At 62.1% G+C, this 23,252-nt stretch carries 23 protein-coding genes; 10 read left to right on the top strand and 13 right to left on the bottom strand.

All coding sequences use genetic code 11. The features are described from left to right. The 3 genes from WCA85_RS10960 to WCA85_RS10950 all read right to left on the bottom strand — a co-directional run. Positions 1 to 298, bottom strand: a 298-nt coding sequence (locus WCA85_RS10960) for an ATP-binding cassette domain-containing protein (RefSeq protein WP_424063742.1), incomplete at its 3' end; no start/stop codon positions are given. A 21-nt stretch (positions 299 to 319) separates the two neighbouring features. Then, complete coding sequence (locus WCA85_RS10955; protein ID WP_424063740.1) at positions 320 to 1,255, bottom strand: metal ABC transporter solute-binding protein; 936 nt, start codon at positions 1,253 to 1,255, stop codon at positions 320 to 322. A 53-nt stretch (positions 1,256 to 1,308) separates the two neighbouring features. Beyond that, entirely contained in the window at positions 1,309 to 1,788 is a 480-nt protein-coding gene (locus WCA85_RS10950) for a Fur family transcriptional regulator (RefSeq protein WP_424063739.1), read from the bottom strand. A 338-nt stretch (positions 1,789 to 2,126) separates the two neighbouring features. Between WCA85_RS10950 and WCA85_RS10945 the strand changes: the two genes are divergently transcribed. The 6 genes from WCA85_RS10945 (at position 2,127) to WCA85_RS10920 (ending at position 8,338) form a co-directional block, all read left to right on the top strand. After that, positions 2,127 to 2,909 carry an L-iditol 2-dehydrogenase gene (locus WCA85_RS10945; protein ID WP_424063737.1) on the top strand — a complete coding sequence of 261 codons (783 nt, stop codon included), beginning with the start codon at positions 2,127 to 2,129 and terminating at the stop codon, positions 2,907 to 2,909. Between the two features lie 148 nt (positions 2,910 to 3,057). Next, positions 3,058 to 4,380, top strand: a complete 1,323-nt coding sequence (locus WCA85_RS10940; RefSeq protein ID WP_424063735.1) for an ABC transporter substrate-binding protein — start codon at positions 3,058 to 3,060, stop codon at positions 4,378 to 4,380. A 219-nt stretch (positions 4,381 to 4,599) separates the two neighbouring features. Further along, positions 4,600 to 5,535, top strand: a complete 936-nt coding sequence (locus WCA85_RS10935; RefSeq protein WP_424063733.1) for a carbohydrate ABC transporter permease — start codon at positions 4,600 to 4,602, stop codon at positions 5,533 to 5,535. Next, positions 5,532 to 6,398 (top strand): carbohydrate ABC transporter permease, encoded by an 867-nt coding sequence (locus tag WCA85_RS10930; protein WP_424063732.1) that lies wholly within the window; start codon positions 5,532 to 5,534, stop codon positions 6,396 to 6,398. Before WCA85_RS10935 ends, WCA85_RS10930 begins: the two co-directional genes overlap by 4 nt. After that, the gene (locus WCA85_RS10925; protein ID WP_424063730.1) at positions 6,395 to 7,120 is read left to right on the top strand and encodes an HAD family hydrolase; all 726 of its coding nucleotides are present in this window, start codon (positions 6,395 to 6,397) and stop codon (positions 7,118 to 7,120) included. Before WCA85_RS10930 ends, WCA85_RS10925 begins: the two co-directional genes overlap by 4 nt. 108 nt (positions 7,121 to 7,228) lie before the next feature. Then, positions 7,229 to 8,338 (top strand): ABC transporter ATP-binding protein, encoded by a 1,110-nt coding sequence (locus tag WCA85_RS10920; RefSeq protein WP_424063728.1) that lies wholly within the window; start codon positions 7,229 to 7,231, stop codon positions 8,336 to 8,338. Between the two features lie 73 nt (positions 8,339 to 8,411). Here the strand turns inward: WCA85_RS10920 and WCA85_RS10915 are convergent, their stop codons facing one another. The 3 genes from WCA85_RS10915 to dalD form a co-directional block, all read right to left on the bottom strand. Continuing rightward, positions 8,412 to 9,359, bottom strand: a complete 948-nt coding sequence (locus tag WCA85_RS10915) for a sugar-binding transcriptional regulator (RefSeq protein WP_424063726.1) — start codon at positions 9,357 to 9,359, stop codon at positions 8,412 to 8,414. Positions 9,360 to 9,429: 70 nt separating this feature from the next. Then, positions 9,430 to 10,911: a xylulokinase gene (gene xylB / locus WCA85_RS10910; RefSeq protein WP_424063724.1), complete on the bottom strand. Its 1,482-nt coding sequence runs from the start codon at positions 10,909 to 10,911 to the stop codon at positions 9,430 to 9,432. A 215-nt stretch (positions 10,912 to 11,126) separates the two neighbouring features. Further along, positions 11,127 to 12,539, bottom strand: coding sequence for a D-arabinitol 4-dehydrogenase (gene dalD / locus WCA85_RS10905; protein WP_424063723.1), 1,413 nt, complete (start codon positions 12,537 to 12,539; stop codon positions 11,127 to 11,129). A gap of 398 nt (positions 12,540 to 12,937) precedes the next feature. On the opposite strand from dalD, the gene WCA85_RS10900 reads away from it, so the two are divergent. Next, positions 12,938 to 13,675, top strand: a complete 738-nt coding sequence (locus WCA85_RS10900; RefSeq protein ID WP_424063722.1) for an SDR family oxidoreductase — start codon at positions 12,938 to 12,940, stop codon at positions 13,673 to 13,675. Positions 13,676 to 13,713: 38 nt separating this feature from the next. Here the strand turns inward: WCA85_RS10900 and kynA are convergent, their stop codons facing one another. Genes kynA through kynB form a run of 3 tightly spaced genes read right to left on the bottom strand, consistent with a single transcriptional unit; the run spans position 13,714 to position 16,641 of the window. Continuing rightward, entirely contained in the window at positions 13,714 to 14,691 is a 978-nt protein-coding gene (gene kynA / locus WCA85_RS10895; protein WP_424063720.1) for a tryptophan 2,3-dioxygenase, read from the bottom strand. A gap of 10 nt (positions 14,692 to 14,701) precedes the next feature. Next, positions 14,702 to 15,952 (bottom strand): kynureninase, encoded by a 1,251-nt coding sequence (gene kynU, locus WCA85_RS10890; RefSeq protein ID WP_424063718.1) that lies wholly within the window; start codon positions 15,950 to 15,952, stop codon positions 14,702 to 14,704. A gap of 26 nt (positions 15,953 to 15,978) precedes the next feature. Next, positions 15,979 to 16,641 carry an arylformamidase gene (gene kynB / locus WCA85_RS10885; RefSeq protein WP_424063717.1) on the bottom strand — a complete coding sequence of 221 codons (663 nt, stop codon included), beginning with the start codon at positions 16,639 to 16,641 and terminating at the stop codon, positions 15,979 to 15,981. A 153-nt stretch (positions 16,642 to 16,794) separates the two neighbouring features. Here kynB and WCA85_RS10880 point away from each other — a divergent pair, with 153 nt between their 5' ends. After that, complete coding sequence (locus WCA85_RS10880) at positions 16,795 to 17,364, top strand: Lrp/AsnC family transcriptional regulator (RefSeq protein WP_424063715.1); 570 nt, start codon at positions 16,795 to 16,797, stop codon at positions 17,362 to 17,364. A gap of 4 nt (positions 17,365 to 17,368) precedes the next feature. Here the strand turns inward: WCA85_RS10880 and WCA85_RS10875 are convergent, their stop codons facing one another. Further along, positions 17,369 to 17,878 carry a flavin reductase family protein gene (locus tag WCA85_RS10875; protein WP_424063713.1) on the bottom strand — a complete coding sequence of 170 codons (510 nt, stop codon included), beginning with the start codon at positions 17,876 to 17,878 and terminating at the stop codon, positions 17,369 to 17,371. A gap of 282 nt (positions 17,879 to 18,160) precedes the next feature. Between WCA85_RS10875 and msrA the strand changes: the two genes are divergently transcribed. Beyond that, positions 18,161 to 18,709, top strand: a complete 549-nt coding sequence (msrA, locus tag WCA85_RS10870) for a peptide-methionine (S)-S-oxide reductase MsrA (protein WP_424063712.1) — start codon at positions 18,161 to 18,163, stop codon at positions 18,707 to 18,709. A gap of 3 nt (positions 18,710 to 18,712) precedes the next feature. Here the strand turns inward: msrA and WCA85_RS10865 are convergent, their stop codons facing one another. The 3 genes from WCA85_RS10865 to pdxH all read right to left on the bottom strand — a co-directional run bounded on the left by WCA85_RS10865 (position 18,713) and on the right by pdxH (position 22,197). Beyond that, positions 18,713 to 20,119, bottom strand: coding sequence for a DUF72 domain-containing protein (locus WCA85_RS10865; RefSeq protein WP_424063711.1), 1,407 nt, complete (start codon positions 20,117 to 20,119; stop codon positions 18,713 to 18,715). 73 nt (positions 20,120 to 20,192) lie between these two features. Next, the gene (locus WCA85_RS10860) at positions 20,193 to 21,407 is read right to left on the bottom strand and encodes a class I SAM-dependent methyltransferase (protein ID WP_424063709.1); all 1,215 of its coding nucleotides are present in this window, start codon (positions 21,405 to 21,407) and stop codon (positions 20,193 to 20,195) included. Between the two features lie 148 nt (positions 21,408 to 21,555). After that, the gene (gene pdxH / locus WCA85_RS10855; RefSeq protein ID WP_424063707.1) at positions 21,556 to 22,197 is read right to left on the bottom strand and encodes a pyridoxamine 5'-phosphate oxidase; all 642 of its coding nucleotides are present in this window, start codon (positions 22,195 to 22,197) and stop codon (positions 21,556 to 21,558) included. Between the two features lie 245 nt (positions 22,198 to 22,442). Between pdxH and WCA85_RS10850 the strand changes: the two genes are divergently transcribed. Then, the coding region (locus tag WCA85_RS10850) for a tRNA threonylcarbamoyladenosine dehydratase (RefSeq protein WP_424063705.1) at positions 22,443 to 23,252 on the top strand (810 nt) is incomplete at its 3' end.

The raw sequence follows: 23,252 nt of genomic DNA, 5'->3' as shown, positions 1-23,252 counted from the left end.
CCCGTCGTCCGGCCAGCGCGCTGCGCGTCTGCGGCATGTAGCCGATCGAGGCGTTGCCGCGCATCACCGGTTGCCCGAGCACACGGATTGTCCCGCTCGCCGCCGGCACAAGGCCAAGCACGGACCGCATCAGCGTGGTTTTGCCGGCGCCGTTCGGTCCGAGCACACCGATGAATTCACCTTGATTCACCCGCAGGCTCGTCTCGCGCAGAATGGTGCGCACGCCCAGTTCCAGGTTGACGTTCTCGAGTTCGAGAACAGGCGGAGCGCCCGACGATGCGCGGCCAGTCAGATTCATTGCGTGGTTCCTTTACTCGTACTACTTTGCTGCGCTGCCCGTATCACCCGCGGCGAGCGCCGTGCTGAGAGCGTCCAGCTGCGATAGCATCCACGGTTGGTAGGTCTTGCCGGCCGGCTCGGTCTCCGTGACGCTCATGGTCGGTACGTGCGATTGTTGTGCGAGCTTCAGCATGCGTTTGGTCAGTGCTTCGGTAGCCTGGCTGTTATAGATCAGGACACGGACGCGCTTCTCGCGCAGGTCGCGTTCAAACGCGGCGATATCCGATGCGCTGGCCTCCGTATCGTTCATCGTTGCCAGCTGGAAGCGCAGATTGCGCATCGACAGGCCGATTGCATCCGACATATAGCCAAACACCGGCTCGGTCGCCGTCACCGGCACGCCCGCGTAACGGCCATGCAACTCGGCAACCTTGGCGTCGATTGGCTTGAGCGAATCGAGAAACTTCGCGAGGTTCGCATCGTACGCCGACTTGTGCGCCGGGTCAGCCGTTACGAGCGCGGCGCTGACCGCGCGCGCGACTGCGGGCATGGTAGCCGGGTCGTACCAGAGGTGCGGATTATCGCCGCCTTTCTTGCCGACCAGATCCGCCGCGACGATCGTCGTGCGCTTCGTGTTTTTCGACGCGTTGAGCAGCTTCGCCATCCACGGATCGTAGTCGGCGCCGTTGTAGACCACAAGGTTCGCGTTTTGCAACGCGCGTGCGGTCTTCGGGCTAGCCTCGAACAAATGGGGATCCTCATCCGGATTGCTCAGGATGCTGGTGACGCTGACACGGTCGCCGCCCAACTGATTGACCACGTCGCCATAGAAGTTTTCCGCTGCAACCACCTGAATTTTTGCGTCCTGGGCAAAAGCGGCCTGGCTGAGCACGAACGCCGCGGCGACGGCGACCAGCCATTTCGACAGGCTGAGCGCGCGACGCGCTGCGTGCCACTGCAAAGTGATTCTTTTCATCGGTTTCCCTGCGGCATGAGTTGAGTGAACGACAAAGCTTGTGGATGACGCATTTACCGCCCGGCCGCTGAGCCGGGCTGGTGGATCTTGCAGGCGGCGCACAGGCCGCTCAGTTCGACAACCTGGTGATGCACTTCAAAGCCATGCGCGGGCGCGCTGTTAGACAGCTGCTTGGCCAGTTCGCCGCCGGGAATCTCGACGGTCTCACCACATGTCTCGCAGATCAGAAACTGGCTCTGATGCGGCCGGTCCAGCTCGCAGCAGGCGACAAACGCGTTTCTGGACTCGATCCGATGCACGAAGCCGTGTTCGACGAGGAAATCCAGTGCGCGATAGACCGTGGTTGGCGGCACCCGCCCACGCTGCGGTTCGAGCGCGGTGAGCAGGTCGTAGGCGCCGATGGGCCGGTCGCTGGCGACAATCGCCGCATACACCTGCCGGCGCAGCGGTGTGAGCGCGAAACCCCGCTCGGCTGCCAGCGCGTCAGCGTGCGCGAGCCTTGCGGCCTGCTGTTCAGCGAGTGGCGCAGCCATAGGCGGTCTCCATGGACGAAGCGAGCTTCTCAGTGAAGCGGGGATGCAATGATATAACGTATCTCCAAAACTTGTCAGCAAAGTGCTGAAGGTTGGCTATTGTTGGTTCATGCGATGGCAGCCTGTGATGTCCGCAACGCCGAACATAGCGGCGGCGACAAAGTCAGCGAGCCAGCGCGTGCGGCCATGCTCCTGCCGCGCTGCACCATCGAAATCTTGTTTCCTGCCTTGACATGACCGGATGCGTATCCGATCATTCGATCACTAACAGAGCAATTGTTCGCGCGATGGGCGTTCGCTCACAGCGCATCAGAACTCGAAACAAACTGGAGACATGCGTGGCAGCGCGATTGCAAGGGAAAGTGGCGATCCTCACGGGTGCGGCAAGCGGTATCGGCGAGGCAGTCGCACGGCGATATCTAGACGAAGGCGCACGCTGCGTCCTCGTCGACGTGAAGCCGGCGGATAGTTTTGGCCAGGCGCTGCGCGAATCGGCCGGCGACCGGGTGCTGACGGTCAGCGCGGACGTCACGCGTCGCGACGACATCGATCGCATCGTTGCGAGCACCCTTGAGCGCTTCGGCCAGATCGACATTCTCTTCAACAATGCGGCGCTATTCGACATGCGGCCGCTGCTCGACGAATCGTGGGACGTGTTCGACCGGCTCTTCGCCGTCAACGTGAAGGGCATGTTCTTCCTGATGCAGTCGGTTGCGCAGCGGATGGTCGAGCAAGGGCACGGCGGCAAGATCATCAATATGTCATCGCAAGCTGGCCGGCGCGGCGAAGCGCTGGTTTCGCACTATTGCGCGACCAAGGCTGCGGTGCTTAGCTATACACAGTCGGCGGCGCTCGCCTTGGCGCCGCACAAGATCAACGTCAACGGCATCGCGCCGGGTGTCGTGGATACGCCGATGTGGGAACAGGTGGACGCGCTCTTCGCGCGTTATGAGAACCGGCCGCTGGGCGAAAAGAAACGTCTGGTCGGTGAGGCCGTACCGCTTGGACGCATGGGTTTGCCGGACGATTTGACCGGCGCGGCGCTGTTCCTGGCATCCGCTGATGCGGATTACATCACCGCGCAAACGCTGAATGTCGACGGCGGCAACTGGATGAGCTGACGGAGTGACTCAACTGAGTAAGTTAGCCGAGTGGGTTAACTGAGTTAAAGAATCAAGCTGGCTGAGCTTGCGCGAGACGGGACCCCGCATCGCCGACCCCTTTGCACAACACGCAGTAAACCATAACGTACGAGAAAGGAGACAAGTGATGAAAGCAGCTTTCAAACCCGCGCTAAAGGCGGCCGGCGCCGCCGCCGTCGCGTGCGCCGCATTGAACGCAACGGCCGGCACGGTGACGATTGCGACCTTGAACAACCCGGACATGATCGAGCTGAAGAAGCTGTCGCCGGCGTTCGAGAAAGCCAATCCGGACATCAAGCTGAACTGGGTGATTCTGGAAGAAAACGTGCTGCGTCAGCGCGCCACGACTGACATCACCACGGGCAGCGGCCAGTTCGACGTAATGACGATTGGCGCGTACGAGACGCCGCAATGGGGCAAGCGCGGCTGGCTCGCGCCGATCACGAATCTGCCCGCCAGCTACGATCTGAACGACGTCGTGAAGACAGCACGCGAAGGCCTGTCGTACAACGGCTCGCTGTATGCGCTGCCGTTCTACGTCGAAAGCTCGATGACTTACTACCGCAAGGACCTGTTCGCGGCCAAGGGCCTCACGATGCCCGATCAGCCGACCTATGACCAGATCCAGCAATTCGCCGACAAGCTCACTGACAAGGCCAATGGCGTGTACGGCATCTGCCTGCGCGGCAAGGCTGGCTGGGGCGAGAACATGGCGTACGTGACGACGCTCGTGAACACCTTCGGCGGTCGCTGGTTCGACGAGAAGTGGAATCCGCAACTGACCTCGCCGGAATGGAAGAAGGCGGTCACGTTCTACGTCAACCTGCTGCAGAAAGACGGCCCTCCGGGAGCCAGCTCGAACGGCTTCAACGAAAACCTGACGCTGATGTCATCGGGCAAGTGCGCGATGTGGATTGACGCGACGGTGGCCGCGGGCATGCTGTACAACAAGGAACAATCGCAGATCGCCGACAAGGTGGGTTTTGCCGCCGCGCCGATCGAAGTCACGCCGCACGGCGCGCACTGGCTGTGGGCATGGGCGCTGGCCATTCCGAAGTCGTCAAAGCAGCCCGATGCGGCGAAGAAATTCATCGCCTGGGCCACCTCGAAGGAATACATCGAGATGGTCGCGAAGGACGAAGGCTGGGCCTCGGCGCCTCCGGGAACGCGTCAGTCGACGTATGCGCGTCCTGAGTACAAGGCCGCGGCTCCGTTTGCCGACTTCGTGCTGAAGGCGATCGAAACAGCTGATCCGAATCACCCGACGCTGAAACCGGTGCCGTACACGGGTGTGCAGTTCGTCGGCATTCCTGAGTTCCAGTCGTTTGGTACGGTAGTGGGCCAAAGTATCTCGGGCGCACTCGCTGGCCAGATGACGGTAGATCAGGCGCTGGCAGCCGGCCAGGCAACCGCCGAGCGTGCTGTGCGCCAGGCTGGTTATCTGAAGTGACGTGAAACACGCCGGCTAACGCCAGTCAGCCGGCCCTTGGCAGCACAGCGGGCAGTCGCGGCGCTCAGTCGTTACGGCTTGGCTACGTGCGGGACACGCGCAAGACAACTCAATTCGTCCGGGTTCATCCCGGGTCAACTTGAGCGAGTGCATCCCGTACCAGCTTGGCTTGTACCGCAGCCGCGTCGTCCCGCGCATTTCCGAACAGGTGGTCACATCATGCGTCCTCTGCGCCTTCCTCTCATGCATGCCACTCCCCAGACCGAAAAAGAGCGCGAAACGCGCAAAGCCGCGTCCGCCCGCTGGCTAGTGACACCCTCTACAGCTGTGCTGGTGCTGTGGATGGCGATTCCGCTGGCCATGACGATCTGGTATTCGTTCAGGCGCTACAACCTGCTCAACCCGGACGAGAAGGGTTTTGCCGGATTCAACAATTACAAGTATCTCGCCACCGACCCGTCGTTCGGACCGTCGATCGGCCATACCCTTGAACTGATCGTCGCCGTGCTGGTGATTACGGTCGTGGGCGGTGTGCTGATGTCAGTGCTGTTCGACCGCAAGTTCTACGGCCAGGGCATTGCCCGGTTGCTGGCGATCGCGCCGTTCTTCGTCATGCCGACTGTCAGCGCATTGATCTGGAAGAACATGATCCTGCACCCGGTGTATGGCCTGATCGCACAGGGCATGCGGGCGATCGGCATGCAGCCGATCGACTGGTTCGCCGACTATCCGCTCACCGCCATCATCATGATCGTCGCGTGGCAGTGGTTGCCGTTTGCGTTCCTGATTCTGTTCACGGCCATCCAGTCGCTCGACCAGGAGCAGAAGGAAGCCGCAAAGATCGACGGTGCGGGCGCATTCTCGATGTTTTTCTACATCACGCTACCTCACCTGAGACGGGCGATCGCGGTGGTGGTGATGATGGAAACCATTTTCCTGCTGTCGATCTTCGCCGAAATCTACACGACGACAGGCGGCGGCCCCGGTACGGCGACCACTACGCTGTCTTATCTGATCTACGCGCTTGGCCTGCAACAGTTCGACGTCGGCCTGGCCTCGGCCGGCGGGATTCTCGCCGTTGTGCTGGCGAACGTCGTGTCGTTCTTCCTTGTGCGGATGCTCGCGAAGAACCTGAAAGGGGAGTACGAAAAATGAGCCACGTTGCCGCTTCACCTGTCTCATCGTCGGCCGTCTCGAAGAACGCGCCGCTGGCCGTCATCAAGCGCGCCATTCCGGGTGTGCTCGCATGGATAATTGCGTTGCTGCTGTTTTTCCCGATCTTCTGGATGGCGATTACCGCATTCAAGACCGAGCAGCAGGCCTATTCGTCGTCGCTGTTTTTCATTCCGACACTCGACAGTTTTCGCGAGGTGTTCGCCCGCAGCAACTATTTCAGCTTTGCATGGAATTCGGTGCTGATCTCGGCGGGCGTCACGGTGGTGTCTCTGCTGCTTGCCGTGCCGTGCGCGTATGCGATGGCGTTCTTCCCGACCCGCCGCACGCAGAGTCTGCTGCTGTGGATGCTGTCGACCAAGATGATGCCGTCGGTTGGCGTGCTGGTGCCGATCTACCTGCTGTGGAAAAACGCCGGGCTGCTCGATACGGTGTCGGGATTGATCATCATCTACACGCTGATCAACTTGCCGATTGCAGTGTGGATGACCTTCACGTATTTCGCCGAAATTCCGCGCGACATTCTGGAAGCCGGGCGGATCGACGGTGCAGTCACCTGGCAGGAAATCGTCTATCTGCTAATGCCGATGTCCTTGCCGGGTCTGGCCTCGACCGCGCTGCTGCTGGTGATCCTGTCGTGGAACGAAGCGTTCTGGAGTATCAACCTGTCCAGTTCGAACGCGGCGCCGCTGACGGTGTTCATTGCCTCGTATTCGAGTCCTGAGGGCTTGTTCTGGGCCAAGCTGTCTGCCGCTTCGTTGCTCGCGGTGGCGCCGATCCTGATCGTCGGCTGGCTGTCGCAGAAACAACTGGTGCGTGGCCTGACCTTCGGGGCGGTGAAGTGACCGACACCGTGAGCCAACCCGAGAGCGGGCTTGTTGCGGCGACCAACCTCGTGCTGATCTGCGATTGCGATGGCGTGCTGATTGATAGCGAAGCCGTGGCCGCGCGCATGCTGGTGCACGAACTGGAAGCGCGCTGGCCCGAGACTGATGTCGAACCGGTGGTGCTACCGCTGCTCGGACTGCGCATCGAACGGGTACTCGAAAGCGCCGCTGCGCAATTGGGTAAAAGTCTTTCCGCCGTGGATATCCAGGCGGTGCGTGGCGCCGTCGAGGCAGCGGCGATGCAGGCGCCAGCAGTGGCCGGTATTGCCGAAGCGCTCGCGCAGATTCCGCTGGCGAAGGCGTGTGCGAGCAACAGTTTCAAGCCGTATGTGCAGACGGTGCTGGCGCGTACCGGACTCGACCAGTATTTCGGCGACCGCTTGTACTGCGCCGATACGGTGGCCAATCCGAAGCCCGCGCCGGATGTGTACCTGGCGGCGGCGCGCGGCTTTGGGGTTGAGAGCGCGGCGTGCCTCGTGGTCGAGGACAGCGTGACCGGCGTGACGGCCGCGACCCTGGCCGGTATGACAGTACTGGGCTTTATTGGCGGTGGTCACGCCAGCGACGCGCAGATCGGCGCGTTGCGGGCGGCTGGCGCCGTGCACGTGTTTGACGATATGACGCAACTACCGGCGCTGGTCGCGCAGTGGACCCAGCGCATAAGTGCGGAATTGCATTGAGACAGTCAGCCAGGGCGGCGCGAAGCTGAGAAGGCGCAACAAGACGCCGCCTGCAGACACTTTCAAACTGGATTAACGTAGTACGAGAGCAATACACGGAGACACATCATGGCAAGCTTGACTCTGCGCGGTATCAGAAAAGCCTACGACGATAACGAAGTGATGCGGGACATCAATCTCGACATCGCGGACGGCGAGTTCGTCGTGTTCGTTGGTCCGAGCGGTTGCGGGAAGTCGACGCTGATGCGCATGATCGCCGGCCTCGAAGACATCACGAGCGGCGACCTGAATATCGACGGCACGCGTGTGAACGATATTCCGCCGGCCAAGCGCGGCATTGCGATGGTGTTCCAGTCGTACGCGCTCTACCCGCATATGACGCTGTATGACAACATGGCATTCGGCCTGAAGCTCGCGGGCACCAAGAAGCCGGAGATCGAGGCGGCGGTGCGCAACGCGGCCAAGATTCTGCACATCGATCACCTGCTGGATCGCAAGCCGAAGCAGTTGTCGGGCGGTCAGCGGCAACGGGTGGCGATTGGCCGCGCCATCACGCGTAAGCCGAAGGTGTTCCTGTTCGACGAACCGCTGTCGAATCTCGATGCAGCACTGCGTGTGAAGATGCGCCTTGAGTTCGCGCGTCTGCACGACGAACTGAAGACCACGATGATCTACGTAACGCACGATCAGGTCGAGGCCATGACGCTGGCCGACAAGATCGTCGTGCTTTCGGCTGGCAATATCGAACAGGTCGGCAGTCCTACCATGCTGTATCACGCGCCGGCCAACCGCTTCGTGGCGGGTTTTATCGGCTCACCGAAGATGAATTTCATGGAAGGCGTCGTGCAGTCGGTCACGCACGACGGCGTCATGGTGCGCTATGAAACCGGTGAGACGCAACGCGTCTCGGTAGAGCCGGGGGCGGCCAAGCAGGGCGACAAGGTGACGGTGGGGATTCGTCCTGAGCATTTCCACGTCGGCATGGCTGAAGACGGCGTCTCCGCGCGCACGATGGCGGTCGAGTCGCTGGGCGACGCGGCCTACCTGTACGCGGAGTCGAGCGTCGCACCGGAAGGGCTGATTGCGCGGATTCCGCCGCTCGAACGTCACACCAAGGGCGAAACGCAGAAGCTCGGCGGGACGCCGGACCATTGCCATCTGTTCGATAGCGACGGCAAGGCATTCCAGCGGAAGATTGTTGAGGTGCTGGCCGCTTGATGGGCATGGGCGAAAGATGAAAGAAGGGCGCGGCCTCGGCCGCGCCCTTTTTCGTTATTTGCTTTGCTTCGCCTTAAGCCGCGAGCGCCGCCCGCGCGCACAACTCGTCGGTGACGAGACCTGATAGCCAGCCGCCTTTGAGCACCGCGATGACTGCGTCGTGCTTGCGCGCGCCGCCGGCAAAGCCAATCGTGGGGCGCCTGGGCGGCGAATCCAGCGCAACGCTGGTGACGCGCTGCCCAGTCGTCGATTCAACATGCGCGCCGGAGCCGTCAATCGGCAAGCCAAGCATCTCGGCGATTGCTTTTTGCTGAACCAGTTCCTTCACTTCCGCTGCGGTAATGAAACCGTCCTCGTGCAACGGACAGTTCGGCCCGATATTGCCGATCCCGACAAATGCCACATCCGCTTCGCCTGTGAGCGCTTCGACGATCCGGTACAGGCGGTGATTGCACCACTGGGCGCGTTCGGCTTCGCTGTCGGCAAGCAAAGGCGCGGGCAACAGAAAATGCTTGCCGCCGGTCTTCTCCGAAATGTGCAGCGCGACGTCATAGCGGTTCGAGGAGCCGTCCTGGGCGATCGCTCCTACCATGGACACCAACCGGTGTTGCGGACGCTCTAGCTGGGCGATTTGATCCACCGCAGCCTTGAGCGTCCGGCCGCTGCCGACCGCGACCACCATCGGTTTTTCTTCGCTGAGGTAGCGCTCCATCACCTGGGCGCCGGCGACCGCCAGCTTGCGGTCGATCTCCTCGGGTGTGTCGCTGTCTACCGGCACCACTTCGCACATCGTCAGTCCGTAGCGCTTCGACAACTGTTCGGCGAGCGACAGGCAATCGGCGAGCTGATGATCGACCCGGACCCGGATCAGATTCTTCTCGACCGCGAACGCCACCAGCCGCTGCGCGACGGGGCGCGAAACCTGCAGCTTTTCGGCGATCTCGTTCTGCGTATTGCCGGCCACGTAGTAGAGCCACGCGGCGCGTGTGGCGAGATCGAGTTTTTCGTTGGACTTGGGCACGATGGGCTTCTGTTTATTTACGCCGAGGATGGCAGGCAGTCAGCTTGCCGATTCGACATGGACGCCATGCCTAAGCGAGCCGTTCGCGCGACGAGTCGAACAGCGGCCGCACGTGGCGGTAAAGCGCACGAAAGCCGTCCAGACGCACCCGCAACTCTGCATGGCGAACAGGATCTGGCGTGAATTCCACTTCCACCGGCGGCTTGCTCAGGACGGTTGCGGGATCGCCACCTGCTGCGAGCCACCCAAGCCGTGCCGCGCCGAGTGCAGCGCCGGTTTCGCCGCCGCCGTGCTTGCGAGTGGTGGTGTTCAGTGCATCGGCCAGCAGTTGCGCCCAGTAGTTGCTGCGGGCGCCGCCGCCGAGCAGCGACAAGGCGCTCGCTTCGGTGCCGGCGGCGCGCAATGCATCAAGCCCATCGGTGAGCGCGAAGGTGACGCCTTCGAGCACCGCATAGCCGAGCAATGCGCGATCGGTGGCGTGGTTCATACCGAAGAAGACGCCTTGCGCGTAGGGATCGTTATGCGGCGTGCGCTCGCCTGACAGATACGGCAGGAAGAACGGCGCGCTAGCGAGGGCTTCGGGGGAGAGCGCTTCGATTTCGGCGAGCAGCGTGGGCTCGTCGGTGGAAGTGAGCTTGCAGACCCAACGCAGACAGCTCGCCGCCGACAGCACCACACTCATCTGATGCCAACGATCCGGAATAGCGTGACAGAACGCGTGCACCGCCGACGCCGGATTCGGCCGAAAGCTATCGCCGACCACGCACAGCACGCCCGACGTGCCAAGCGACACAAAGCCGTCGCCCGGTTGCGTTGCACCTATGCCGATCGCGCTGGTCGCGTTGTCGCCGCCGCCCGCCGCGACCACTACGCCTTCACTCAGGCCGAATTCGCGCGCCACATCCGCTCGTAGAACGCCGGACGATTCGCTGCCTTCGCAAAGCCGCGGCATCTGCGCGCGGGTCATGTCGCAGGCGGCGAGCAGCGTATCGGACCAGTCGCGTTTGGCGACATCCAGCCACAGCGTACCCGCCGCATCCGATGGATCGGATACCTTCTCACCCGTCAGTTGCAGCCGCAGGTAATCCTTGGGCAGAAGCACGCAGGCCGTTTGCCGGAAGATGTCCGGTTCGTGGCGCGCGACCCACAACAGCTTCGGCGCGGTGAAACCGGGCATCGCCAGATTGCCGGCGATGCGATGCAGTTCGGGCGCTCGCTCGGTCAGTTCGGCGCACTCCTCGACACTGCGCATGTCGTTCCACAAGATAGCCGGACGCAACACACGGTCTTGCGCATCGAGCAGCACTGCGCCGTGCATCTGGCCGGACAGGCCAATGCCGCGAATCTGCGCGAACTCGTCGGGGTGCTTGGCGCGCAGCGCCGCCAGCGCGGCACGCGTGCCGGCCCACCAGTCGGCCGGATTCTGCTCGGCCCAGCGTTGATGCGGGCGAGACACGGTGAACGGGGAACCTGCGGTGCCGATCACGCGCCCATCGGACGCTAGCAGCAGGACTTTCACTTCGGACGTGCCGAGGTCGATGCCGAGATACATGGGCGCGAAACCTTCGTCGTTAGGGATGCGCTACTTTAGCCGCACACGGCGGCAGATGCCATGGGCGTTAGACCTGGCTTGGGGCGAATGAAGATGGCGTGGCGCGTTCACGGCAAGCGCGTGGCCGGCGCTTGGCCACGGATCGCAGCAGATGGCCACCCGACCGGTAGGCGGCCAGCCGTGCGCGCTTGCTTGCTGCGCTTGTCCCTGATTATCTACGCCTTGCCACGCTTGGCCAGCCATGCGTCCACGCGAGCCAGGGCGCCGCGCATCGCCTTCTCCAGATGCGGCGTCTGCGCCATGCTGCCCCACAGTAGCCGGTCCGCGCAGAAAGCCTGCAACGGGTCCGGTGCAGCGAAGAACGCGCGCGCGGTGCGCTCGTCCATCACGCCATCCTGATACGTGTAGGGCAAGCTGCCCGCCTGCCAACGGTCAAGGAAGCGGAAGAACAACGCCGGCAGCATCGCGGTGGCCGCCGGTTCGACGCCACGTTCGAAGCATTCGGAGAGCGTGGGCGCGATGAAGCCGGGGATCTTCGAGAAGCCATCCGCCGCCACTCGCTGGTTGGTGTCCTGAATATGCGGATTGCTGAAGCGGTCCAGCACGACGTCGCGGTATTTCGCGAGGTCGAGCGGGCTCGGCGTCAGGCACGGAATCACGTCTTGCGTCACGTAATCGAACGCGAACTGTCGGATCTCGGGGTCCAACGTGCCTTCATGGATGTAGGTGAGCCCGACCAGCGTACCGGCCCAGGCAATGCAGCTGTGTGTCGCGTTGAGGATGCGGATTTTGGCCTCCTCGTACGGCACCACCGAATCCACCAGCTCCGCGCCGACTCGCTCCCACGCGGGACGTCCCGCACAGAACCGGTCTTCGATCACCCATTGGATAAACGCTTCACCCATCACTGGCACCGCGTCGTCGAAACCGGTGGCGGCGAGCACGCGCTCACGGACATCGGGCGTCGGGCGCGGCGTGATGCGGTCGACCATCGAACTTGGACTGGTGGTATTCGTGTCGAACCACGCGAGCAGAAGATTGGCGTTACTGCGTTCGAGAAACTCCCGCATACCCGCGTGAAAACGCTCGCCGTTGCTGCGCAGGTTGTCGCAGCTTTGCAGCGTGACCGGGCCGCCCTTGGCCTGCATGCGCGCTTCGAGGATGGCCGCCAGCGCGCCGTAAATGGTCACGTGGCCGCCCTTGAGGTCGGTGGCGAGGTCGGGGTTGGCGGTGTCGAGGCGGTCGTGTTCGTCGAGGTAATAGCCGCCTTCCGTCACGGTGAAGGCGATGACCTTGCAGGACGGGTCTGCGCCAGCGTCAATCAGGCCGTCGAGACTCTCGGTCCACGGCACCACCCGTTCGATCGAGCGGATTGTTTCGTAGGCGCGCTTGCCGGCTGGCGTAACCGTTTCGAGCGTATAGACGCCGTCCTGTGCGGCCAGCCCTTCCAGCACCGGATTCATGTCGCCACGAATATTGCCGACCGTCAGCGACCAGATCGGTTCACCCGTCTGCCTGATCTCGTTGAGCTTGTGCAGATACCACGCCTGATGGGCGCGATGAAACGATCCTGCGCCGATGTGCAAGATCACGTTGGCGTCCGCGACGCCGCCTTGGCCGCTGTTCATTTGCGTCTCCTGAGAGCGCACGATCTGCGCGTGCGTTTTCTGATTTGGAGCATTTGCTCGTACTGTGAGCGAATGATCGTACCCGGTGAATCGAAAGTCAAGGCGGCAAACGCGGCTATCTGTGGCGCAGCGCGGCGTGACGGCGCGGGCTGCGGCGCACGCCCCCGCTTCCCGGCTTTGTGCGGAGCGTGTTTGCGCGGCTGTTGCGTTGCGTCAAATTTGATTCACGAACCTGCGGGGATTGTGCCGCTTAGGACATGAGTCGGTTGGCCGCTTCATTCCTTTGCAGCCGGGTGGCGAGCCTTGCTACCGCACCGTGTTGTGCCCGCATGAGGATGGGTTTCCCGCCTACACTGATCGTTATCCCGTTTTGAAACCGATCACCCCCCTGCAACCCTATGAAGACTACTTTCGATTTCTCGGATCGCTCGTTTCTGGTGACGGGCGCCTCGAGCGGCATCGGCCGCTCGACGGTCGAGCTGTTGTGCGCGAGCGGCGCCAATGTCGTCGCGGCGGCGCGCAACGTGAACGAACTCGCGCGCCTCGCCGAAGAGACCGGTTGTGAGCCATTGATGCTCGACGTTAGCGATCCAGCAGCAATTGATGAGGCGCTCGCTGAGGTCGAAGGCTTCGACGGGCTGGTGAATTGTGCCGGTATCGCGCTACTCGAACGCGCGATCGATACAACAGCGGAGAGCTTTGACCGTGTGATGGCCGTGAATGCGCGCAGCGCGGCCTTGATCGCGCGACATGTCGCTCGCGGGATGATCACGGCCAAGCGCGCCGGCAGCATCGTCAACGTATCGAGCCAGGCCGGGCTCGTGGCGCTGGACGATCATCTGAGTTACTCCGCGTCGAAGGCGGCGATGGATGCAATCACCCGTGCGTTATGCATCGAGCTTGGGCCGTACGGGATTCGCGTGAACAGCGTGAACCCGACGGTGACGCTCACACCGATGGCGGTGCAAGCGTGGAGCGATCCGGCTAAACGGGACCCGGCGTTGCAGGGCATACCGCTGCGCCGGTTCGCTCAGCCGCATGAAGTGGCTGAGCCGATCCTGTTTCTGTTAAGTGACGCGGGTTCGATGATCAGCGGCGTGGCGTTGCCGATTGATGGCGGATATACCGCACGGTGAATGATGTGCGACGTTAACCGTGAGAGACGAGACGTGCATTAAAGCATCGTCCGCACATGCCACAACTCAGGAAACAGCACCACGTCCAGCATTTTGCGCAGATACGTCGCTCCGCTTGTGCCACCCGTGCCCTGCTTGAAACCAATGATCCGCTCGACCGTCGTCACGTGGCGGAAACGCCACTGACGAAACGCATCTTCGAGATCGACCAGTTCTTCGGCCATCTCATACAGGTCCCAATATTGCGAAGGATTGCGATACACCTCGAGCCACGCTGCCTCGACTGACGTGTCGTGGGTGGTCGGCTGGGTCCAGTCGCGCTCCAGCCGTTCGGGGGCAATCGCAAACCCGCGTCGTGCGAGCAGGCGAATGACTTCGTCATAAAACGATGGTCCTTCAAGCGTCGCCTTCACTTCGGCGAACACCTCGGGACGATGCGCATGGGGCTTGAGCATCATCTCGTTCTTGTTGCCGAGCAGAAACTCGATCTGCCGGTACTGATGCGATTGAAACCCCGACGAGCTGCCGAGATAGGGCCGCATTGCCGTGTATTCGGACGGCGTCATGGTGGAGAGCACGCTCCACGCCTGCACCAGTTGCTCCATGATGCGTGAGACGCGCGCGAGCATCTTGAATGCCGGCTGCAATTCATCACGATGCACCGCAACGAGCGCCGCGCGCAATTCATAGAGCGCGAGCTTCATCCACAATTCGCTTGTCTGATGCTGGATGATGAACAGCATCTCGTTGTGATCCGGCGAGAGCGGATGTTGCGCGGACAGGATCGAGCCGAGCGACAGATAATCGCCGTAGCTCATCGACTCCGAGAAATCGAGCTGGGCGTTGTGCCAGCTTTCATCGGCTGGCGGAACGTGCGGCGCGTGTTGAGCGTGCGTGGGGGAAGCAGGCGTGCTGCCGCCATGACCAAACGGACAGCCCTGCACGGGTGCGTTGCTGGGCGTATTTGGCGTATTGGTGGAATTCGGCGCGCCTGGCGTTTGCATATGATCGGTCATCGCACTCTCCTCAGGTCACCGCACCGCGAGCGGCAAACTCGGGCGCACGCCAGATCTCTTTGGCGAGCACCTCGTGCAGCGTTTCCACGGCATCCCATACATCGACAAAGCGTGTGTACAGAGGCGTGAAGCCAAAGCGCAACACATGGGGCTCGCGATAGTCGCCAATCACGCCACGCGCAATCAGCGCCTGCATCACTTCATACCCATGCGGATGCTCGAAGCTCGCATGCGAGCCGCGTTGCGCATGGTCTCTCGGCGTGACGAGATTGAGTGGAAACTCCGCGCAACGCGACTCGACGAGTTCGATGAAGAGGTCCGTCAAGGCGAGCGACTTCTGGCGAATCGTTTGCATATCGGTTTGCAGGAATACGTCGAGTCCGCATTCAACCAAAGCCATCGACACCATCGGCTGCGTGCCGCACAAATAACGGCCTACGCCATCGTCGGGCTTGTACACCGGATTCATTTCGAACGGCGCGCGATGCCCCCACCAGCCGGACAACGGCTGAGCGAACGTGTTTTGATGACGCTGCGGCACCCACACAAATGCGGGCGAACCCGGACCACCGTTCAGATACTTGTACGTGCAGCCCACCGCATAGTCCGCGTCGACGCCGTTCAGATCCACCGGCACGGCGCCCGCGGAATGCGCGAGGTCCCACAGCGCGAGCGCGCCCTTGTCGTGGATGAGCTTCGTGAGCGCGGCCATGTCGTGCATATAGCCGGTCCGATAGTTGACGTGCGTGATCATCGCAATCGCCGTATCGTCGCCAATCGCCGCGGGCAACTCCGACGGATCGTCGACGAGGCGCAATTCGTAGCCACGGTCGAGCTGTTCAATCAGTCCTTGTGCGATGTACAGATCAGACGGGAAGTTCGAGCGTTCGGAGACGATCACGCGTCGTTTTGGATCGCGCTGGTTGGCGAGCCGCACCGCAGCCGAGAGCAGCTTGAACAGGTTGATCGAGATCGTATCTGTGACGACGACTTCGTTATCCGCTGCGCCGATCAGCGGCGCGAGCTTGTTCCCGAGTCGGCGCGGCAGCGCGAACCAGCCCGCGCTATTCCAGCTGCGGATCAGCCCTTCGCCCCATTCGGCGGCAATCACGGTTTGCGCGCGTTGCGCGGCGGCCGCCGGCGGTACGCCAAGCGAATTGCCGTCGAGATAAATGGTGTTCGCAGGCAGCGCGAACTGGTTGCGCAGAGCGCCAAGCGGGTCGGCGCGGTCGAGCGCGACGGCTTCGTCACGGTTATTCATGATGGTCCAGTCGGAAGGTCAGATGATCAGGTGTTGGAGGTAAGCGGCAACGCCGTAGAGGCGGGCAAGGCGCGCAGCACAGCGCGCACCGGGCTCGCATCGAGCGTGGCGAATTTGAGCGGCAATGCAATCAGCTCGTAGTCGCCAGGCGGTACGGCATCCAGCACGATGCCTTCGAGAATCGCCATCTTGTGCTCGCGGATGCGGTGATGCGCGTCCATCGTCTTGGAGTCCTGAGGGTCCAGTGACGGCGTGTCGATGCCGATCAGCTTGACGCCGTGCGATGCCAGCAGGTCAATCGTCTCCGGTGCGACCGCGCAAAACCCGCTATCCCATGTGGTGGTGGGGGCGTGCTGGCAGGTGCGCAGCAAGACGCGCGGCGGCAGGTCGGCCAGCTCGCTCGCGACATGTTCCGGCGTGACGACAGGCGTCGCGCCGATGCAGTGGATCACCCGGCAGCGGCCAAGGTAGGCATCCAGCGGCACCGCGCCAATGGCGGCGCCCTCAGCGTCGTAATGGAGTGGCGCATCGGTGTGGGCGCCGGTGTGCGGCGATATCGTCAGGCGCGCCACGTTGACCGGCGAACCGGCTTCCATGCGCCAGACGCGCTCGATGCCAACCGGCGTATCGCCCGGCCAGACGGGCGTGCTGGTGTCGATGGCAGGGGTGATGTCCCAGAGTGTGTGCATGTCTCCGTCCGTGTCTCGCGGCCTGTTACCAGGCTATTGCTGGTCTATTGGGGAATGATAGGCCGACCCGATTGAAATGTGCTTGCGAAAAAATCTCGTTTTTTGGTCCATCTTGGAACATAATTTGATTCAAATGGGAAAGGGAGACCGAATATGAACGCGATCTCGCTCGACGCCACCGATTGCCGTATCTTGACGGTGCTTCAGCAAGAGGGACGGATCAGCAATCTAGACCTGGCGGAGCGGATCTCGCTTTCGCCTTCTGCCTGTCTGAGGCGGCTGCGGCTGCTGGAGGAGCAGGGGGTCATCGAACGTTACCGGGCCTGTTTGAACCGGGAAGTACTGGGCTTCGAGCTCGAAGCGTTCGTGCAGGTGTCCATGCGCAACGACCAGCAGAACTGGCACGAGCGCTTTGCGGAGGCGCTGCGTGATTGGCCCGAGGTGGTCGGCGCGTTCGTCGTGACCGGCGAGACCCACTACCTGCTGCGGGTGCTCGCACATAACCTCAAGCATTATTCAGATTTTGTGTTGCAGCGGCTTTACAAGGCGCCCGGCGTGATGGATATCCGGTCAAACATTGTCCTGCAGACGCTCAAAGAGGATTCAGGCGTACCGGTCGCATTGGTGCCGGGAGCCGGTGTGAGCGCGGTGGTGGGGACGGCGGCTGGTGGAACCGGCACTGGGACCGGCACCGGCACCGGCACCGGCACCGGCGGCGCCTAAAACACTAAAGCGGCTTCAATCCGTGGAATAGCCCGTTCTGGAACACCAGCGGCGCGACCTCGGCGGCGTCTTCGCGGATGCCGCATCGTTCCACTTCGCCTACAAAAATGACGTGGTCGCCTTCTTCGTAGCGGCTGCGGTTGTGGCATTCAAACCACGCCAGCGCGCCGTCGAGTACCGGCATGCCGGAATCGCCGGCGGCGTGCGACACCCCCTCGAAGCGATCGCCCTTCACCGTAGCGAAGCGCTTGCACAGGTCCAGTTGCGACTCGGCCAGCACGTTGACAACATAATGACTGTTCGCCCGGAACACTGGCATCGACGCTGACTGCGTGGCGAGACTCCATAGCACGAGCGGCGGCGTCAGTGAGACCGAATTGAACGAGCTGGCCGTAATGCCGATGAGCTGACCTGATGCCGAACGGGTGGTGATCACCGTGACGCCGGTGGCGAACTGACCCAGCGCCTGTTTGAAGGCGCTCTGATCAAAATTGGGCGGGCTGGCGCGCTTCATTGGAAGTGCGGCCACTTAAGTGGCCGGGTTGCCGCGAGTCGGGCGCGAATAGAGGAAATTGAATCGAAAGTCATGTAGAAAATCGGCGATTTGTCCCAATTTTAACGGAATCGCGGATCTTCAGGCCGCGAACATTGACCGTGGTGTTGGCCTTGGCGGGCGCTGCCGCCGTGGCGCGTTTTATGCGCGTGACCGGCAAGGGCCGCCAGGATGCAAGGGTCGAGCGGCAGCGCGGCGTAGTCCAGCACAAGAGCGGGCGGCACTCAACTAGGAGCAGGCAGCATGAGTCAGACAGGCGAAATCGCCACCCTCGGTGGCGGGTGTTTCTGGTGTCTCGAAGCGGTGTATCTCGGCGTTGAAGGTGTCACCGCGGTGGAGTCAGGCTACGCGGGCGGCCAGGTGGAGCGGCCCACTTACGAGCAGGTCTGCGACGGAGTGACCGGCCACGCGGAAGTTGTGAAGGTGGAATTCGATCCTGCACGCATCAGCTACCGCGAGATCCTCGATATTTTCTTCGCAATTCACGATCCGACCCAGCTCAACCGGCAGGGTAACGACGTCGGCACGCAATACCGGTCGGTGATCTTCACGCACTCGGAGGCGCAGCGGGAGACGGCCTTGCAGGCCATCCGCGAGATCGCCGCCGAAGGCATTTACGACGGGCAGATCGTCACTCAGGTGTTGCCACTCGACGGCAATTACTGGTCGGCCGAGGCGTACCACCAGAACTATTTTGCGCAGCACCCGGACCAGGGCTATTGCTCGTTCGTCGTGGCGCCGAAGGTCGCGAAGTTTCGCCAGAAGTTCGCGCATCGGATCAAGGCGGGTTGAGCGTCAGGTAGGGGCGGCAGCGTCTGCGCTTTCGCTTTCTTCCATGAGCCGCGCATACGCTTCGACGATGGCCTGGCCGAGTTTCGCGCAGGTTAGCGGAGCCGAGCCCTCGGCCTTGTTGTTGACAGCGATCACGACGGGCTGTCCGGCGATGGCATAACGCGCGGCCAGTTCCGCCAGCGCCATCCGGGTGGTTGGGTCTTCGTCGACGAGGCGGTCGAACGGCTCGTACTTCGCTTTGGCCTGCTCATATTTGAAGCCGCCGTGCAGACTCCAGCGCACGATCAGCGGCCCCGCGGGCTCGCCGTCCAGCAGCGCTAGCGCCGCCGCCTGCCTCAGTGGATCGGGCATCCGCGCGTGAATTCCCACGCAGTACCTAACCCCGGCCGCTTTCAGCGTACGAATGAAGCGCGGTGTGAGCAGGCACGCATCACGGATCTCGACTGCATAGCAGGCGCCATCAAGTAGCGGCGGCAACGCCGCGAGAAACAGCGCGAGCCGTTCGATAAAGCCGGCCGGATCCGCCAGCATCTGATCCGGCAACGGCGAGAACTGGAAGACCAGCGCGCCGGCCTTGGCGCCGAGGCCGTCCAGACACGGCCGGACGAATTCGTCGATAGCCAGTTGTGCGTTCAGGAAGCACGGATTGAGGGACACCGGTTCGCCGCGTTCGGCGCGCACGGTGGCATCCGTCACCATGGCGGGTGCCTTGACGATGAAGCGGAAGTGGTCCGGGACCTGCTGGGCGTAGCGCAGATAGTCGGTGACTGTGAGCGGCGCGTAAAACGAACGGTCGATGCTGACCGTGCGCAGTAACGGATGCGCGCCATACGCGGCGAGGCCGTCGCGCGACAGTTTGCTGTTGCTGTAGTCGTCGGCGTAGACGATGCCGTTCCAGCCGGGAAACGACCATGACGACGTGCCCAGGTGGACCTGCGGCGGCAGCGCCTGGGCAATGGCCAATACTTCAGGCGACGGTTCGGCGGCGGCCACCTCACGGGCGCGACGCTGTTTTGGGGCTGCGGGAGGCGAGGGCGTTCGCTCGGCTTCGTGGGGGTCGCTGGATAGCGCGCCTTCGGTTTCGGCTTCGTCTTGCCAGAGCGAAGCGATGGATTGGGTGCGCGGCTGACGTGAGCGGTTTGTGGGCGCTGTCGCGTGGGCTATGGCGCTGGTTGCGTGAGCGACGGTCGGAATGCGCGCGTCGGCGTTGATTAAAGCGTTTGCTCGGTCGCCGCCATTGCCGGGCACAGCGCCGCTCGCCCCGTTGTTCGCCGACGCACCGGCCACCGGCATGCCGAACAGATCCAGTTGCACGTCCTCGTCGGCGAGCCTGGCCGCCTGGTCAGCTGGCGCGGTCGGCTCCGACTCATCCGTCAACAACGGGAATTCGTCTGTTCCACCTTGATCCATCGATTTGGTTTCTTGCTGTCAAAAGTTGCGCCGGAGCCGTCACGCGACGGGGCTTCGCTCCGGCGCAACCGCGTCACAGCGGTTTGTCGTACATATACTGCCGCGACCACGGCAACGCCTTCGCGCTGCGGCCGGCCTTGCGGCACACCACCTGATAGATGGACACGTCGTCATTCTCGAACGCATACGCGCAGCCGGCCAGATACACGCGCCAGATGCGGAATTTCTCATCGTCGACGAGCGTGCGGGCTTTTTCCGCGTGAGTTTCGAAGTTCTCCGCCCAGATATCGAGCGTGTGCGCATAGTGACGGCGCAGACTTTCGACGTCAACCGCTTCGAGCCCGCCGCGCTGCATGCATTCGAGTGCGAGACTGATGTGCGGTAGCTCGCCATCGGGGAACACATAGCGGTCGATAAACTCGCCGCCGCCAAGCGACGTCTCGCCGCTATCCGCATCCGACGACGTTATGCCGTGGTTCATCGCTACGCCGTCATCGACCAGCAGATCGTGGATCTTCTGGAAATATCCCGGCAGGTTCTTGCGGCCGACGTGTTCGAACATACCCACGCTGGTGATGCGATCGAACTGGCCTTCGAGATCGCGATAATCCTGCAGACGAATCTCGATCTTGTCCTCAAGTCCAGCCGCCTTGACGCGCGCCGTGGCGAGATCGAACTGGTTCTGCGACAGCGTGATGCCCAGACACCGTGCGCCGAACTTCGATGCCGCGCGCATGACGAGCGCGCCCCAGCCGCACCCGATGTCGAGCAGACGCTGACCGGGTTGCAACTGGATCTTGGTGAGGATGTGATCGATCTTCTTGATCTGCGCAGTGGCGAGATCTTCGTCGCCGTTCTCGAAGTAGGCACACGAGTAGACCATGTTCTCGTCGAGCCATAGCTCGTAGAACTCGTTCGAGACATCGTAGTGGTACTGAATGGCCTTTTTGTCCGACGACTTCGAGTGATTGAAGTAACGTCGCACACGCGCGAGCTTGCTTGCACTCGTCACCGTGCTACGGGCGAGCGAGTAGCCCACGTTGATGATGTCCGACAGTTTGCCCTCGATATCGATCTTGCCCTTCACGTACGCCTCGCCAAGATTGTCGAGGCTCGGTTCGAGCAGATAGGGCAGCGCGGTTGCGCTCTTCACGTGCAACGTGACCTGAGGCGCGGCAAACTGCCCAAAGTCATGTTGCTGGCCATCCCACAGGACCAGTCGTGCGGGCACGTTGGCATTGGTGCGCACTTCTTCTACCCACTGCGCCAGCTTCTTCTCCCAGAACATGTGATTTCTCCGTGTCCGATGAAATACAAAGCAAAGCTTGTCGGTCGCTGCGTGCCGTGGCGTGACTCCCAGGCCTCGATGGCCGCGCAACCCAGTCGTGCCGCGCGCTGCTTCTACGGCTGCGCGGACCACGGCATTGTGTATAGATTCAAGGCGATAGTCGGGCGATCTGCCAGTCGCTGCTATCAGCCGAGCGGGTGTACAGCAGACGGTCGTGCAAACGCGACGGCCTGCCCTGCCAGAATTCTATTGCGTCCGGAACCAGACGGTAACCGCCCCAGTGAGGCGGACGCGGCGGATGATCACCGTATTGCGCGCTGATTTCTTTCTCGCGCGCTTCGAGGATCGACCGGCTTTCAATTACCTGACTCTGCTCCGATGCCCATGCGCCGATGCGTGAACCCAGCGGGCGCGACTGGAAATACTGGTCGCTTTCCGCCGCGCTGGTTTTTACGACCGTGCCCTCGATACGCACCTGACGTTCGAGTTCGATCCAGTAAAACAGCAGGCTTGCAAACGGGTTATCCGCCAGTTCGCGGCCTTTGCGGCTTTCATAATTCGTGAAGAATACAAAACCTCGTTCGTCAACGACCTTGATCAGCACGATTCGCGCCGAAGGGCGGCCGCGTGAGTCGACCGTCGCCAACGTCATCGTATTCGGCTCGGGCAGTTGTGCGTCGACGGCCTGTGCAAACCACGCGTCGAATTGACGGAACGGGTTGCGGTCGACATCGGCTGTGTCCAGAGAACCGAGCGAATAATTTTTTCGAAGGTCAGCGAGTGAAGTCATGTTCTTATGCGTACGCTACAGTTCGGCCAGTATAGCTAAGGAACGAATTTCCTGCGTGCGACGTGACACCCTCTGCACCGCTGCGCGGGCCTATCCCGCAGGTTAGTTCAATATGCGTTGCGACGCGATCAGGCAAAATAGCAGTCTGTCTCAGCCAGTTGCCCGGCCACCTGATTGCTCGCCGTTCATCTACGCCTTACTTGCATGATTGTCCGCCTTTGCCTGTTCACGACGAGCCCCTGACCATGTCGACCCCAAGCCATACCGCGCAGCCCGATCTTACTACCAGCCCCGGCGGCTTTGAAGCCGCGGATCATGCGCGGCGCTTCGGCGGCATTGCCCGCCTGTATGGCGCGCCCGCACTTGCCGCGTTCGAGGGGGCGCACGTTGCCGTGATCGGCATTGGCGGCGTCGGCTCGTGGGTTGCCGAAGCGCTTGCGCGCAGTGCGGTTGGTACGCTCACGCTGATCGATCTGGATAACGTTGCCGAGAGCAACACAAACCGGCAGATTCATGCACTGGACGGCAACTACGGCAAGCCCAAGGTCGACGCGATGGCCGAGCGGATTGCTCAGATCAATCCGATTTGCGACGTGCGCCTGATTGAAGACTTTGTCGAGCCCGACAACTTCGCGACGGTACTGGGAGGCGGCTTCGATTACGTGGTCGATGCCATCGACAGCGTGCGGACCAAGACCGCGCTCATCGCATGGTGTGTCGAACAGGGGCAGCCTTTGATTACCGTGGGCGGTGCGGGCGGTCAGCTTGATCCGACACGCATCCGCATCGACGACCTGGCATTGACCATTCAGGACCCGTTGCTCTCAAAGGTGCGCGGCCAGTTGCGCAAACTGCATGGCTTTCCGCGCGGGCCGAAGGCGAAATTCAAGGTAAGCGCGGTGTATTCGGACGAACCGTTGATCTATCCGGAAGCGGCTGCAAGCGATATCGATGAGGAAGTCGAAGGCTTGACGCCGCCGCCGGGCCATACCGGGCCGGTCGGGCTGAACTGCGCGGGATTCGGTTCGAGCGTGTGCGTGACGGCGAGCTTTGGC

The sequence above is a fragment of the Paraburkholderia sp. genome, from assembly GCF_049581445.1.
In the GTDB taxonomy this organism is placed as follows: Bacteria; Pseudomonadota; Gammaproteobacteria; order Burkholderiales; family Burkholderiaceae; genus Paraburkholderia.
Note: the sequence above shows the minus strand (reverse complement) of the source record. Positions and strands in the feature narration are given on the sequence as shown.